The organism is Streptomyces sp. NPDC086077 (genome assembly GCF_040686175.1).
In the GTDB taxonomy this organism is placed as follows: Bacteria; Actinomycetota; Actinomycetes; order Streptomycetales; family Streptomycetaceae; genus Streptomyces.
Map to the genome: position 1 here is coordinate 1 of NZ_JBFBJT010000173.1, position 13,290 is coordinate 13,290.

The 13,290-nt window shown below is 70.6% G+C and carries 15 protein-coding genes and 1 pseudogene; 5 read left to right on the top strand and 11 right to left on the bottom strand.

The window, feature by feature from the left end; all coding sequences use genetic code 11:
• Window positions 1–132: 132 nt before the first annotated feature.
• From AB0O67_RS32385 to AB0O67_RS32400, 4 genes are all read right to left on the bottom strand, one after another.
• Window positions 133–1,095 (bottom strand): electron transfer flavoprotein subunit alpha/FixB family protein, encoded by a 963-nt coding sequence (locus AB0O67_RS32385; protein WP_365457957.1) that lies wholly within the window; start codon window positions 1,093–1,095, stop codon window positions 133–135.
• Between the two features lie 61 nt (window positions 1,096–1,156).
• Window positions 1,157–1,942 (bottom strand): electron transfer flavoprotein subunit beta/FixA family protein, encoded by a 786-nt coding sequence (locus AB0O67_RS32390; protein ID WP_365457960.1) that lies wholly within the window; start codon window positions 1,940–1,942, stop codon window positions 1,157–1,159.
• A gap of 209 nt (window positions 1,943–2,151) precedes the next feature.
• A complete protein-coding gene (locus AB0O67_RS32395; RefSeq protein WP_365457963.1) occupies window positions 2,152–2,670 on the bottom strand; it encodes a flavin reductase family protein in 519 nt (172 codons plus the stop codon).
• A 189-nt stretch (window positions 2,671–2,859) separates the two neighbouring features.
• Window positions 2,860–3,225 carry a thioredoxin family protein gene (locus tag AB0O67_RS32400; protein ID WP_365457966.1) on the bottom strand — a complete coding sequence of 122 codons (366 nt, stop codon included), beginning with the start codon at window positions 3,223–3,225 and terminating at the stop codon, window positions 2,860–2,862.
• A gap of 375 nt (window positions 3,226–3,600) precedes the next feature.
• Here AB0O67_RS32400 and AB0O67_RS32405 point away from each other — a divergent pair, with 375 nt between their 5' ends.
• A complete protein-coding gene (locus AB0O67_RS32405) occupies window positions 3,601–4,329 on the top strand; it encodes a lysophospholipid acyltransferase family protein (RefSeq protein WP_365457969.1) in 729 nt (242 codons plus the stop codon).
• 19 nt (window positions 4,330–4,348) lie between these two features.
• Here the strand turns inward: AB0O67_RS32405 and AB0O67_RS32410 are convergent, their stop codons facing one another.
• The 5 genes and pseudogenes from AB0O67_RS32410 to AB0O67_RS32430 all read right to left on the bottom strand — a co-directional run bounded on the left by AB0O67_RS32410 (window position 4,349) and on the right by AB0O67_RS32430 (window position 8,706).
• On the bottom strand, window positions 4,349–5,050 hold the full coding sequence (locus AB0O67_RS32410; protein ID WP_365457972.1) for a phenylalanine--tRNA ligase beta subunit-related protein: 702 nt from the start codon (window positions 5,048–5,050) through the stop codon (window positions 4,349–4,351).
• A pseudogene (locus tag AB0O67_RS32415) lies at window positions 5,047–5,385 on the bottom strand (transglutaminase domain-containing protein); the annotation flags it as partial. The pseudogene AB0O67_RS32415 and the gene AB0O67_RS32410, both read right to left, overlap by 4 nt.
• A gap of 71 nt (window positions 5,386–5,456) precedes the next feature.
• Window positions 5,457–6,527, bottom strand: a complete 1,071-nt coding sequence (locus tag AB0O67_RS32420; protein ID WP_365457975.1) for a low specificity L-threonine aldolase — start codon at window positions 6,525–6,527, stop codon at window positions 5,457–5,459.
• Complete coding sequence (locus AB0O67_RS32425) at window positions 6,524–7,270, bottom strand: SDR family NAD(P)-dependent oxidoreductase (protein ID WP_365457978.1); 747 nt, start codon at window positions 7,268–7,270, stop codon at window positions 6,524–6,526. The genes AB0O67_RS32420 and AB0O67_RS32425 overlap by 4 nt, the downstream gene beginning before the upstream one ends.
• A gap of 38 nt (window positions 7,271–7,308) precedes the next feature.
• Entirely contained in the window at window positions 7,309–8,706 is a 1,398-nt protein-coding gene (locus AB0O67_RS32430) for a DUF6421 family protein (protein ID WP_365457981.1), read from the bottom strand.
• A gap of 248 nt (window positions 8,707–8,954) precedes the next feature.
• Between AB0O67_RS32430 and AB0O67_RS32435 the strand changes: the two genes are divergently transcribed.
• Window positions 8,955–9,638, top strand: coding sequence for a glycerophosphodiester phosphodiesterase family protein (locus AB0O67_RS32435; protein ID WP_365457984.1), 684 nt, complete (start codon window positions 8,955–8,957; stop codon window positions 9,636–9,638).
• A gap of 3 nt (window positions 9,639–9,641) precedes the next feature.
• Here AB0O67_RS32435 and AB0O67_RS32440 read toward each other — a convergent pair whose 3' ends face one another.
• Window positions 9,642–10,181: a GNAT family N-acetyltransferase gene (locus AB0O67_RS32440; protein WP_365457987.1), complete on the bottom strand. Its 540-nt coding sequence runs from the start codon at window positions 10,179–10,181 to the stop codon at window positions 9,642–9,644.
• Window positions 10,182–10,254: 73 nt separating this feature from the next.
• On the opposite strand from AB0O67_RS32440, the gene AB0O67_RS32445 reads away from it, so the two are divergent.
• On the top strand, window positions 10,255–10,647 hold the full coding sequence (locus AB0O67_RS32445; protein ID WP_365457990.1) for a VOC family protein: 393 nt from the start codon (window positions 10,255–10,257) through the stop codon (window positions 10,645–10,647).
• Between the two features lie 101 nt (window positions 10,648–10,748).
• The gene (locus AB0O67_RS32450) at window positions 10,749–11,513 is read left to right on the top strand and encodes a VOC family protein (protein WP_365457993.1); all 765 of its coding nucleotides are present in this window, start codon (window positions 10,749–10,751) and stop codon (window positions 11,511–11,513) included.
• 67 nt (window positions 11,514–11,580) lie between these two features.
• On the opposite strand, the gene AB0O67_RS32455 is transcribed toward AB0O67_RS32450, so the two are convergent.
• Entirely contained in the window at window positions 11,581–12,042 is a 462-nt protein-coding gene (locus AB0O67_RS32455) for a MarR family transcriptional regulator (RefSeq protein WP_365457999.1), read from the bottom strand.
• A 582-nt stretch (window positions 12,043–12,624) separates the two neighbouring features.
• Here AB0O67_RS32455 and AB0O67_RS32460 point away from each other — a divergent pair.
• Window positions 12,625–13,179 carry a DUF5134 domain-containing protein gene (locus AB0O67_RS32460; protein WP_365457996.1) on the top strand — a complete coding sequence of 185 codons (555 nt, stop codon included), beginning with the start codon at window positions 12,625–12,627 and terminating at the stop codon, window positions 13,177–13,179.
• Window positions 13,180–13,290: the final 111 nt, after the last annotated feature.

Consider the following 13,290-nt stretch of genomic DNA (forward strand, 5'->3'; position numbering starts at 1 on the left):
GCTTCCTGCGGCCCTGGGCCACCGTCCGTGTCTTGCGGATCTCGAACATCGCACCCCTTGAGCTGGGGTGTTGCGACGACCGCTAGAACTCAAGGGCGACGGTCACGGGGGCCTCGTACAGCCTGCGGAAGGTCAGCCCTTGCGGGTCTTGATCTCCTCGGTGAGCTGCGGGACGACGTCGAACAGGTCGCCGACGACGCCGTAGTCGACCAGCTCGAAGATCGGGGCCTCGGCGTCCTTGTTGACGGCCACGATCGTCTTCGAGGTCTGCATACCGGCACGGTGCTGGATCGCACCCGAGATGCCGGACGCGATGTACAGCTGCGGCGAGACCGACTTGCCGGTCTGGCCGACCTGGTTGGTGTGCGGGTACCAGCCCGCGTCCACCGCGGCGCGCGAGGCGCCGACGGCCGCACCGAGCGAGTCGGCGAGCGCCTCGATGAGCGCGAAGTTGTCCGCGCCACCGACGCCGCGGCCGCCGGAGACCACGATGGCGGCCTCGGTCAGCTCCGGACGGCCCGTCGACTCACGCGGCGTGCGCCCGGTCACCTTGGTGCCGGTGGCCTGCTCGGAGAAGGACACCGACAGCGCCTCGACCGCACCGGCGGCGGGCGCGGCCTCGACGGCGGCGCTGTTCGGCTTGACCGTGATGACCGGGGTGCCCTTGCTGACACGGGACTTGGTCGAGAAGGACGCGGCGAACACCGACTGCGTGGCCACCGGACCCTCGTCGCCCGCCTCCAGGTCGACGGCGTCGGTGATGATGCCGGAGCCGATGCGCAGCGCCAGACGGGCGGCGATCTCCTTGCCCTCGGCGGAGGACGGCACCAGCACGGCGGCCGGGGAGACGGCCTCGTGGGCGGCCTGCAGGGCGTCCACCTTCGGGACGACCAGGTAGTCGGCGTACTCGGCGGCGTCGTGGGTCAGCACCTTCACCGCGCCGTGCTCGGCGAGCGTGGCGGCGGTGTCGGCGGCGCCGTTGCCGAGGGCGACGGCGACGGGCTCGCCGATGCGACGGGCCAGCGTCAGCAGCTCCAGGGTGGGCTTGCGGACGGCGCCGTCCACGTGGTCGACGTAGACGAGAACTTCAGCCATGGGACTTCTTCTCTCCTGCTTGCGAAGTGTGAGGGGCGGTCAGCGAAGTCGAGCTCGGAGCTCAGATGAACTTCTGGCTCGCGAGGAACTCGGCGAGCTGCTTGCCGCCCTCGCCCTCGTCCTTGACGATCGTGCCGGCCGTACGGGCCGGACGCTCGGCAGCCGCGTCGACCGTGGTGTACGCACCCTCCAGGCCGACCTCCTCGGCCTCCAGGTCCAGATCCGACAGGTCCCAGGACTCGACCGGCTTCTTCTTCGCGGCCATGATGCCCTTGAAGGAGGGGTAACGCGCCTCGCCCGACTGGTCGGTCACGGAGACCACCGCCGGAAGCTGCGCCTCCAACTGCTCGGAGGCGGCGTCGCCGTCACGGCGGCCCTTGACCGTGCCGTCCGCGACGGAGACCTCGGACAGCAGCGTCACCTGCGGCACACCGAGGCGCTCGGCGAGCAGCGCGGGAACGACGCCCATGGTGCCGTCCGTGGAGGCCATGCCGGAGATGACCAGGTCGTAGCCCGCCTTCTCGACCGCCTTCGCCAGCACCAGCGACGTGCCGATGGCATCCGTGCCGTGCAGGTCGTCGTCCTCGACGTGGATCGCCTTGTCGGCACCCATCGAAAGCGCCTTGCGCAGCGCGTCCTTGGCGTCCTCCGGACCCACCGTCAGCACCGTCACCTCGGCGTCGTCGGCGTCCTCCGCGATCTGCAGCGCCTGCTCGACCGCGTACTCGTCCAGTTCGGAGAGCAGACCGTCCACGTCGTCACGGTCGACGGTCAGGTCATCGGCGAAGTGCCGGTCGCCAGTGGCGTCGGGCACGTACTTCACAGTGACAACGATCCTCAAGCTCACGCCGGCTCTCCTACTGCAATCGGTCAATTTCTGGCTGCCTTCTTGCAGGCAGCATAGGCGCCCCTAGCGGCGGATCCCGGTCGGGGCGACTCGCGCTCCGAACGAGATATTACTCGCCAGTACATCCAGTTCATGCCCACTAAGCAAGCGCTTTGAACTGTGACCTTCGCAACGCAGCGTAACCGGAACTGGACGGGTCCGCAGGCCGCTCAGTCGCGCAACGCGGTGAAGCGTCCCTGGTGGTAGAGGAGTGGCCGGCCCTCGCCGGCCGGGTCGCCGCCGACGACCTCGGCGAGCACGAGACGGTGATCACCCGCGGGCACGCGCGCGTGCACCTGGCACACCATCCAGGCCAGCACCCCGTCGAGCAAGGGAACGCCCTCGGGGCCGTCGCGCCAGGCCGTGGGCGCCGCGAAGCGGTCGGCGCCGCTGCGGGCGAAGGTGGCCGCCAGCTCCTGCTGGTGCTCGCCGAGTATGTGCACGGCGACATGACCGGCCCCCGAGATCGCCGCCCAGCTGGAGGATCCGGTGCCTATCCCGAAGGAGAGCAGCGGCGGTTCGGCGGAGACCGAGGTGAGGGAGGTGGCGGTGAAGCCGACCGGGCCGGTGGTGCCCCGCGCTGTGATCACCGCCACGCCGGCCGCGTGCCGCCGGAAGACGGCACGGAACAGGTCGGGAGCGGCGGTGTCCGGGGAGACGGAGGTGGCGAGGCCGGGGGTGGCCGTCATGGAGGTGACCTTCTGCGGGCGACGACGAGCGGATCCGGGGTTGTTCAGCATCCCGGACAGCGCGCGCTCGCGGTGCGAACGAGGTCGAGGTGGACCCGGCCGAAGAGAAGGACTTCCGAAGGCATAGGGTCAAGCTGACGATAGATGGTGCGCACAGTCAAGTTCGGCCGCCGATCCGGGATCCGGGAATCAGGACTCGGACACCCCGGCGCGGACCGCCTGCCCCAGCGCGACGATCACATCGGCCTTGCGCGGCTGTCCGGCGGCCCGGCGCACGATGCGCCCGTCCGCGTCCAGCACGAGCACGGTCGGGGTCCTGTCGATGTCGAGCGCCCGTACGAGCCGCAACCGGGCCTCGGCGTCGATCTCGACGTGGGTGACACCGGGAACCAGGCCGGCCACCTCGCCGAGAATGCGCCGGGTCGCCCGGCAGGGGGCACAGAAGGCGCTGGAGAACTGCACCAGCGTGGCGCGTTCACCGAGTTCGGCACCCAGTTCGGCAACGCCGAGCCGCCTGGCGCCGCCCTCGCCGATCGCTTCGTACTCGTCACCCACGCGCGCACACCACCCGGCCCGTCCGAACTCCCGTCATGCCCAGCACAAGCGTGCACGAGACCGGAAAGATTCCCGCCTCCCGGCGGCGTATTCGTCGCGGATCCCTGGACCGGCCCGGGAGCCGGGGTTCTGCGTGCTACGCGAGATGTCCCTGCTCGCCCTGCAGATGACCGTACGAGTGGAGTAAAGCCCGCGTAAAAGCACGAGGTGGAAATGTACGCCGACGTGACGAGGATCTCGCGTCGGTAGGGCACGGGGGCTGGCTCCCCGACCGTTCTTGGGGCACCATCTGCGAGATGCCGTAAACCTACGGCTACGTAACTTTCTGGCGGGGAGTACCTCCCCAGGCAGAGCAGGAAGGGGTCCACCCCGCCCATGGCAGAACTCGTCTACCGCCCCGTCGTCGGCCTCGCACAGACCCTGTTCAAGGTCTGGGACCTGAAGATCGACTGCAAGGGGTCGGAGAACATCCCGCGCTCGGGCGGCGCTGTGCTGGTGAGCAATCACATCAGCTATCTGGACTTCGTCTTCAGCGGCCTGGCCGCGCTCCCGCAGAAACGCCTGGTGCGTTTCATGGCGAAGGAGTCCGTGTTCCGGCACCGGATCTCCGGTCCGCTGATGCGCGGCATGCGGCACATCCCCGTGGACCGCAAGCAGGGTGAGGCGGCCTACCAGCACGCGTTGGACTCGCTGCGTTCCGGTGAGATCGTCGGGGTGTTCCCGGAGGCCACCATCTCGCCGTCGTTCACCCTGAAGAGCTTCAAGTCGGGTGCGGCGCGGATGGCTCAGGAGGCGGGCGTCCCGCTGATCCCGATGGCCCTGTGGGGCACGCAGCGGCTGTGGACCAAGGGCCACCCGCGCAACTTCAAGCGCAGCCACATCCCGGTCACGATCCGGGTGGGCGAGGCTGTCCACGCCCCTCGCGACCAGTACGCGGGGGCGCTCACGCGCCGCCTGCGCGAGCGGGTGCAGGACCTGTTGGACGTCGCCCAGCGCTCCTACCCGGGCCGCCCCCGCGGCACGGACGACAACTGGTGGCTCCCCGCCCACCTCGGGGGCACGGCCCCGACCCCGGAGCAGGTCCGCGAGGCTGAGGCTCGCTGAACGCCGACGGGCCGGCGGCTCAGCCCGTCGGCTCGGGGGTGTGCACCGTGATGCGGGCGCCGGGGCTGAACTTCTCCAGCAGCCCCGCGAGTTCGGCGGCCGCCCGCTCGGCCTCGGCGACCGGCATCGGCGCCATGGCCTCCAGCAGGAAGACGCCCGAGACGGTCGCCTCGGTGAGCCGGGTGCGCGGGCCCTGGCGCCAGTTCCAGCGGCGGCAGGTCACGCCCACGTCGTCGCGCCACACCACCTCGCCGGCGTCGGGACGCTCTACCGCCTCCACGCCGCCGGTGACGGTCACGAAGTCCTCGTCGCCGGTGGCCCGCACGAGCCGCATCCCGCCCTGGATACGGTCGATGTCCTCACCGCCGACCGGGATCAGATGGGCGACGCTGATGGCGTTGTAGACGTCGACCAGGACGTTGATCCGTGGCAGACCGGCGTCCGTGAGGGCCCTCCTGGCCAGCGCCTCCGCCGAGTTGCGGGTGCGCGACGGCTTCGAACCGAATGCCGTGTAGACCTCGCGCCAGGCGGCCATGTGCGGATCCTCGTGCGGGGCGCGCCCGTCCAGGCGTTCGACGAGACGACGGGCCGCGTCGTCGAGGAGTGCGGCGCTGCCTTCGGTGCTGGGCCCGTTCACGAGTCCGTGCGCCTCGACGGCGACGTGGGTGAAGCCGGGCGCGAGCGCGCGCACCTCGTCGGACACGGTCAGCGTGAGAGTCATGGTGCGCCTTGCCTCAGAGTGCGGTGGGGGAGGTGCTGCCGGAGGTTCGGCCGGTCGGGCGCGGCCATGAGCGCCGCGAGCACCGCCGGATGTGGTGCAGCATACAGGACCGGATGGTCCAGCTCATTGGACTTCTTCCGGTAGCACAGGGCGGTCGGGATGCCCTCGGCTCGCAGCAGCGCGGCCAGCGCGTGGGCCTTGGCGTGGCAGATGCCCGTGCCCTGCTCCAGCACGTCGGAGGCGCGCCAGGTGACGCGGGGATCGTCGAAGTCCTGGGAGTGGGTGATCGTGTCGCGCACGAACTCGAACGCGGTCCGCGCATAGTCATGCGAGTCCGGCGGCCACCCGAGCACCAATGGCTTTTTCGAGTGACCGCATGCCTATGCAGACGCGTGTGCCGGACGGTCTACCGCGCCATCTCCTCCTTGACCGCCGCGACGAACGCGTCCACGTCGTCCTCCGTCGTGTCGAACGCGCACATCCAGCGCACGTCACCGGCGGCCTCGTCCCAGAAGTAGAAGCGGAACCGCTTCTGGAGGCGCTCGCTCACGTCGTGCGGCAGCCGCGCGAAGACCGCGTTGGCCTGCACCGGGTAGAGCACCTCGACCCCGTGCACGGCCCGGACGCCCTCCGCGAGCCGCTGGGCCATCTCGTTGGAGTGGCGGGCGTTGCGCAGCCACAGGTCCCTGGCGAGCAGGGCCTCCAACTGCACCGAAACGAAGCGCATCTTGGAGGCCAGCTGCATGGACAGCTTGCGCAGATGCTTCATGTGGCTGACGGCGTCCTGGTTGATCACCACGACCGCCTCGCCGAACAGGGCACCGTTCTTGGTGCCGCCGAGGGAGAGGATGTCGACGCCGGCCGCGTTGGTGAAGGTCCGCATCGGGACGTCCAGCGAGGCGGCCGCGTTGGCGATGCGCGAGCCGTCCAGGTGAACCTTCATCCCGTGCGCGTGGGCGTGTTCGCAGATCGCGCGGATCTCGTCCGGCGTGTAGACCGTGCCCAGTTCGGTGGCCTGGGTTATGGAGACGACCTGCGGCATCGCGCGGTGCTCGTCCTCCCAGCCCCAGGCCTGCCGGTCGATCAGCTCGGGAGTGAGCTTGCCGTCCGGAGTGGGCACGGTGAGCAGCTTCAGGCCGCCCATCCGCTCGGGGGCGCCACCCTCGTCGACGTTGATGTGCGCGCTCTCGGCGCAGATCACCGCGCCCCAGCGGTCGGTGACCGCCTGCAGGGCGACGACGTTGGCACCGGTGCCGTTGAACACCGGGAACGCCTCCGCCGTGCCGCCGAAGTGGCTGCGGACGAGGCGCTGCAGGTTCTCGGTGTACGCGTCCTCGCCGTACGCGACCTGGTGCCCGCCGTTGGCCACGGCCAGGGCGGCGAGCACCTCCGGGTGGACCCCGGCATAGTTGTCACTGGCGAAACCGCGGACCTCCGGGTCGTGATGGCGACGCGCGTCGGTCTTCGGAGGGTTCACGGCTTCTCGGTCAGCCACAGACGTTGTCCGTTCACTTCGGCGGCGGGCTTGTCCCAGACGCCCACGATGGCCTGCGCGAGGTCGTCGACGTCGGTGAAGCCCGCGAACTTCGCGTTGGGGCGGTCGGCGCGCATGGCCTCGTGCACCAGTGCCTTCACCACCAGGATCGCAGCCGCGGCGTTCGGCCCGTGCTCGCCCCCGGCCTTGGCGAAGTAGTCGGCCATGGCCAGGGTCCACGCCTCGGCGGCGGCCTTGGCCGCGGCGTACGCGGCGTTGCCCGCGGTGGGCTTGCTGGCGCCGGCGGCGCTGATCAGGAGGTACCGGCCGCGGTCACTGCGCTGCAGTCCCTCGTGGAAGGCGAGTGAGGTGTGCTGCACGGTGCGGATGAGCAGCAGCTCCAGCAGGTCCCAGTCGTCGAGCCGGGTCTTGGTGAAGGTCTCGCTGCCGCGCCAGCCGCCGACGAGATGGACCAGGCCGTCGACGCGCCCGAAGTCCTTCTCGATGCGGTCGGCCCAGTCCTGTGCCGCCTGCCGGTCGAGCAGGTCGACCGTGTCGCCGACGACGGTGGCACCGCCGTGCGCGTAGCTGGCCGCGTCCACGGCCTCGGCGAGCCGCTCCGGATCGTTGTCGGAGGCGACGACGATCGCGCCCGCGTCGGCCAGCCTCTGCAGCGTCGCCCGGCCGGCGGGTCCGCCCGCGCCGGCCACCGCGATCACCGCACCGCTGAGAGCTCCGTTCTGCATGGTCCTCGCCTCCTGAGCAGCGTTGGTGGTGCGGTCGCTCACGCGGCGACCCGCTCGGCGGGGTCCGCCGTGATGCCCTTGGTCGAGGCAATCACGTTCTTGAGCTTCTTGGACAGCGCCTCATAGAACATGCTCAGCGGAAACTCGTCCGGAAGCACGTCATCGACGAGCTTGCGCGGCGGCAGGGTCAGGTCCAGGGCGTCCGGGCCCTTGGCCCACTTGGAGCCGGGGTGCGGGGCGAGGTAGGTCGAGACCAGCTCGTACCCCGCGAACCAGTGCACGAGCTTGGGGCGGTCGATGCCGTCCCGGTAGAGCGTCTCGATCTCGGCGCACAGCTGGTTGGTGACCCGCGGAGCGCGCTCCCAGTCGATCGACAGCTTGTTGTCGATCCAGCGGACGACGTCGTGCTTGTGCAGGTAGGCGAAGAGCAACTGACCGCCGAGGCCGTCGTAGTTGCGCACCCGCTCGCCGGTGACCGGGAAGCGGAACATACGGTCGAACAGCACCGCGTACTGCACGTCACGGGCCTGCGGGACGCCCTCACCGGACAGCTTCACGGCCTCCTTGAACGCGGTGAGGTCGCAGCGCAGCTCCTCCAGCCCGTACATCCAGAACGGCTGGCGCTGCTTGATCATGAATGGGTCGAACGGCAGGTCACCGTGGCTGTGGGTGCGGTCGTGGACCATGTCCCAGAGGACGAATGCCTCCTCGCAGCGCTTCTGGTCGTGGACCAGGGCGGCGATGTCGTCGGGCAGCTCGAGACCGAGGAGGTCCACGGCGGCGTCGGTGACCCGGCGGAAGCGTGCGGCCTCGCGGTCGCAGAAGATGCCGCCCCAGGAGAAGCGCTCCGGGGCCTGGCGCACGGCGATGGTCTCGGGGAAGAGGACGGCGGAGTTCGTGTCGTACCCGGCCGTGAAGTCCTCGAAGGTGATGCCGCAGAACAGCGGGTTGTCGTATCGGGTGCGCTCCAGCTCGGCCAGCCACTCCGGCCAGACCATGCGCAGCACGACCGCTTCGAGGTTGCGGTCGGGGTTGCCGTTCTGCGTGTACATGGGGAACACGACCAGGTGCTGCAGGCCGTCCTGGCGGTTCGCGGCGGGCTGGAAGGCGAGCAGCGAGTCCAGGAAGTCGGGCACCTCGAAGCCCTCGTCGGCCCAGCGGCGCAGGTCTCGCACGAGGGCCGCGTGGTAGGCGGCGTCGTGCGGCAGGAGCGGGGAGAGCTCCTCGACGGCGCCGACGACCCGTCGTACGGTCAGCTCGGCCTGAGCCACCTCGGGGGCGTTCCCGGCCTCGAAGTCGATCGATCCGTCCTTGGACTGCCATGGCCGGATCTGCTCCACGGCATCCTTGAGCACGGGCCATGCCGGGTGCTCCACCACCCTGACCACAGGAGGAAGCTGCTCCTCCGTACCCACCTGCACAAGAATTTCCGTCATGTCCCATCCTTCACGGGAGAACCTCGCGTAAGGAGACCGTATACACACCGAGTTTCACCCAGCAAGGGGCAGCTCGGGAGATTATTCTGTGACACCCCTGCCGTCACCGCAATTTTTCCTGTCGGACACGGCGACGGCGAAGGACACATGGTCCCGTCGTCCCCCTCTGCCCAGAACGGCTCAGGCGATACCTTCCAGGTGGGGCCGCGAGGCCTCCACCGCCGCCGTCGACGGAAGCGAGTCGGACCTTGAACTTCCTCACCATCGGTCACCGCGGAGTCATGGGTGTCGAACCCGAGAACACCCTCCGGTCCTTCGTCGCGGCTCAGGAGGCCGGCCTCGACGCGATCGAGCTCGACCTCCATCTGAGCAAGGACGGCGCCCTCGTCGTGATGCACGACACCGACGTGGACCGTACGACGGACGGCTCGGGCCCGATCGCCGAGAAGACCCTCGCCGAGCTGCGCACCCTGGACGCGGGCCGGGGTGAGCGGATCCCGGTGTTCGAAGAGGTCCTCGACGCGGTGCGGGCGCCGCTCCAGGCCGAGATCAAGGACGTGCACGCGGCACGTGCCCTGGCCGAAATCATGCGCCGGCGCGACCTGACCGGCCGGGTCGAGGTGTCCTCGTTCCACGCGGAGGCGGTCGCCGAGATCGGCCGGCTGGTGCCCGGCGTACGCACCGCGCTGATCGCCGGCCGGTACGGCACCGACGTCGTGGAGCGTGCCGTCGACGCCGGTGCGGCGACCGTCTGCCTGAACATCCGCCGGCTCACGCTGGAGATCGTGGAGCACGCGCGCGGGGCGGGCCTGCGGATCATCGGCTGGGTGGTGAACACGCAGGAGCACCTGCGTCTCGTACGGGCGCTGGAGCTGGACGGCGCGACGACCGACCACCCGGAGATCAAACGCACCGGCCGGTTCACGGCGTAGGGGCTACAAGAGCTCCTTGACCAGCAGCTCGAACCGCAAGTCGTCGCGCTGCGGGATGCCGTAGCGCTCGTCGCCGTACGGGAACGGGGTCATCCGGCCCGTACGGCGGTAGCCGCGGCGCTCGTACCAGGCGATGAGGTCCTCACGCACGGAGATCACGGTCATGTGCATATCGGTGGTGCCCCAGTGCTCACGGACCTGCCGCTCCGCCTCCGCGATGATCACCTTGCCGAGGCCGGAGCCCTGGAGGGCGGGGCTGACGGCGAACATGCCGAAGTAGGCGTGACCGTCACGGCGTTCGAGCTGACAGCAGGCGACGACGGTGCCGTCCCGCTCCACGGTCAGCAGCCTGCTGTCCGGCGCCTTGATCACGGTCAGCACGCCCTGCGGGTCGGTCCGCTGTCCCTGGAGGATGTCCGCCTCGGTGGTCCATCCGACCCGGCTGGAGTCGCCCCGGTAGGCCGACTCGATCAGAGCGACCAGCGTGTCCACGTCGGCGTCGGTGGCATCGCGGAAGGTCAGTCCGTGGGCGGCGCTCTCCATGAGGTGTCTCTCCGAATTCTCCGGCGCGGCTCGGGCACGGACGAGAGTAACGCTGCCACTAGGCTCCGGGTGCATGGTGCATGTGCTGAGCGGACGGATCCTGCTGCGTCCCACCGACCCCGAGCGCTCCCGTGCCTTCTACGGCGAGCAGCTGGGTCTCGCCGTCTACCGCGAGTTCGGCACCGGGCCGGACCGCGGGACCGTCTACTTCCTCGGCGGCGGCCACCTGGAACTGTCCGGCCGCTCCGAGAGCCCGCCGTCCCCGGCGGTACGGCTCTGGCTCCAGGTCGAGGACGTCTGCGCCGCGCACGACGAGCTGCGCGCCAGGGGCGTGGAGATCGTACGGCCGCCGGTCCGCGAACCCTGGGGGCTGGTGGAGATGTGGATCGCGGATCCGGACGGCGTGCCGATCGTGCTGGTGGAGGTGCCGGCCGACCATCCCATCCGGTACCGGCCGGGCATCTGACACCTCCTGCGCCGGGCGGGTGCGAGGAGGCCGCCGGATGGCCACCGCCGGTGGCCGGGGCTAGCGTGCTGGTCGGGGTTCCCGCTGCGGAAGGACGTCGGATGAAACTCCACAAGCCGGTGGTCGGCGGCCCCTGCTGGGCCGAGCTGGGCACGAGCGACATCGCGGAGGCCAAGCGGTTCTACGCCGAGCTGTTCGACTGGCGGTCCGAGACGGACCCGCGTCAGGAGGCGGGCGGCTACACCGTCGCGCACCTGGGGGACGCGCCGGTGGCGGCGCTGACGCCGCTGTACCAGGAGGGGCAGCCGGTCGCGTGGTCGGTGTCGTTCGCGGTCCGGGACGCCGACGAGACCGCGGGACAGGTGACGGCGGCCGGCGGGACGGTGCCGATGAGCCCGGTGGACGTGTTCGACATGGGCCGCTTCGCGGTGGCCTCCGACCCGTCCGGTGCCGTCTTCACGCTGTGGCAGCCCCGGGCCTTCGAGGGCGCCGGGGTGTTCAACGCGCCCGGCGCCTTGGGCTGGGTGGAGCTGCTCACCCGGGAACCCGCCCGCGCGCGCGACTTCTACACGACCGTCTTCGGGTGGACCGTGAGCGCCTCCGAGCACTACACGCAGTGGGGCCTCGCCGGCCAGGACTTCGGGGGCATGATGGCCATGGACGACAAGTTCCCGCACGAGGTTCCGCCGCACTGGCTGCCGTACTTCGCGGTGGCCGACGTCGACGCCGCCACCGCGACGGCGACCGGGGCGGGCGGCACGGCCCTGATGGAGCCCACCTCCGTGCCGGACGGTCCCCGGATCGCGGTGCTGCGCGACCCGCAGGGCGCGGTCTTCGGTGTCTACCGCGCGGATGACGTGGGCTGAGAAGACGGCGGGGCTGCGGGGGGCCGAGGAGCCACAGGCACGGCCCCGCCGCGCCAGCCGACGGGAGTCAGCTCCGCAACGCGCCGAGGCGGCCTTCCAGCTGTCCGAGCAACTCCCCCAGCAAGGCGGCCAGTTCCGCCTGCTGCGGCGCGTCCAGTCCGGACAGTACGGCGCCCTCGTAGGCGAGCTGCTCGGGCAGGACGGCGTCGACGAGGGCGCGTCCGGCGTCGGTGAGGCGGACGTGGGCGACGCGGCGGTCACGGTCGTCGCCCCGCCGCTCGACCAGGGCGCGTCCGGTGAGCTGCTTGAGGCGTTTGGTGACGGCGGCGCCGGAGGAGAAGGTCTCACGGGCCAGTTCGCTGGGGGTCAGCTCATGCCCGGTGCGGCGCAGCGCGGCGAGCAGATCGAACTCCGGCCGGCTGAGCCCGGCCCGCCGCGACGGGGCGTCCTCGGCCTGCTGAAGCAGGGCGGCGCAGCGGGCGACCCGGCCGATGATCTCCATGGGGCCGGTGTCGAGATCGGGGTGCACGGTCTGCCACTGGTGGACGACGGCGGCGACGGTGTCACGGCGTCCGAGACCGTCGGATGTGTGTCCCGAGGCACCGGGGACGTGTCCGGGTTCGCCGGTAAGGCTCGTACCGCCGGTCGGACGGTCGTCGCCGATCTCGCCGGCGTGGCCGCTGACACCCTCAGCTCCGCCGGCTCTCCCCGCCTCGCCCTCGGCCCGCTGCCCCTCCGTGCCCGCCGCTTCTCCCCCGTCGGCCCCCAGCCCGTTCGTCCCCGTCATGGCTGTGCGTCCTCCGTCGTCTTGCGCGCGCCCCGGTCCAGGAGCAGCCCCTGGCGTCGTACCGTCGCCGCGAGCGTACGGTGTCCTGCCTGCTCTGCGTGGACGACCCGCTCCTGGGGCATGGCACGCTGCCAACCACTCGCCGGACGCGGCGTTCGCGCGGTGTTTTACTCGTGAACTACTACCCCTAGGACGTCACGGCAGGGTGAATACGCTCCGCCGAACGCCCCCGCGTACACCCTTGCGCTCGCGTGCGCGCCGCACGAAACGGGCACATCTATCCATCGAGCAACCCTTGACCGACCGTCGAGCGGGGAGGTGCGGGTGCACGGACCGACCGCGTCGGGCTGGCTGCTGGTCGCGCTGTGCGCGGCGACCGGGGCCTACTGTCTGCTGCGCCTGCGCAGCGGTGTCGAGGAGCAGCGCCGTACCGCGGGCGACGAGGCGCTGATGGGGTTCGGCATGGCCGCGATGGCCGTACCGGCGGCGGTGTACAGCCCACCGCAGTGGGCCTGGCCCGTGTACGCGGCCGTCTTCGGCGCGGCGGCCCTGCGCGCCCTGTGGGTGGCGCGCACCGGCAGACACCACCTGCACCACCTGGTGGGCGCCGCGGCGATGGTCTACATGGCGTGGGTGATGGCCATCTCCCCGGGCGCCGCCGACGGCCATGCCCACGGCGGCTCCGGCCTTCCGGCGGTCACCGGCGCGCTCCTGCTGTACTTCGCCGGGTACGTCCTGCTGAGCGGAGCCCGGCTGATCCCGGTACCGGCCGCGGCGGGTGGCCCACGCCCCGCCGGATGGGGCGACCGGCCCGAACTGGCGCAGGCCTGCCGCCTTTCCATGGGCATCGCCATGGTCGCGATGCTCCTCGCCCTGTGAGCGAACGCGTGTCCTGCGTCACTTGACCGATCAGTCCTACCTCTGAGTAGCCCCCCGCTCATAGGGTGTTCCCATGATGGTCCCCGCGGCACTGTTGCTGCTCGGCGCCCT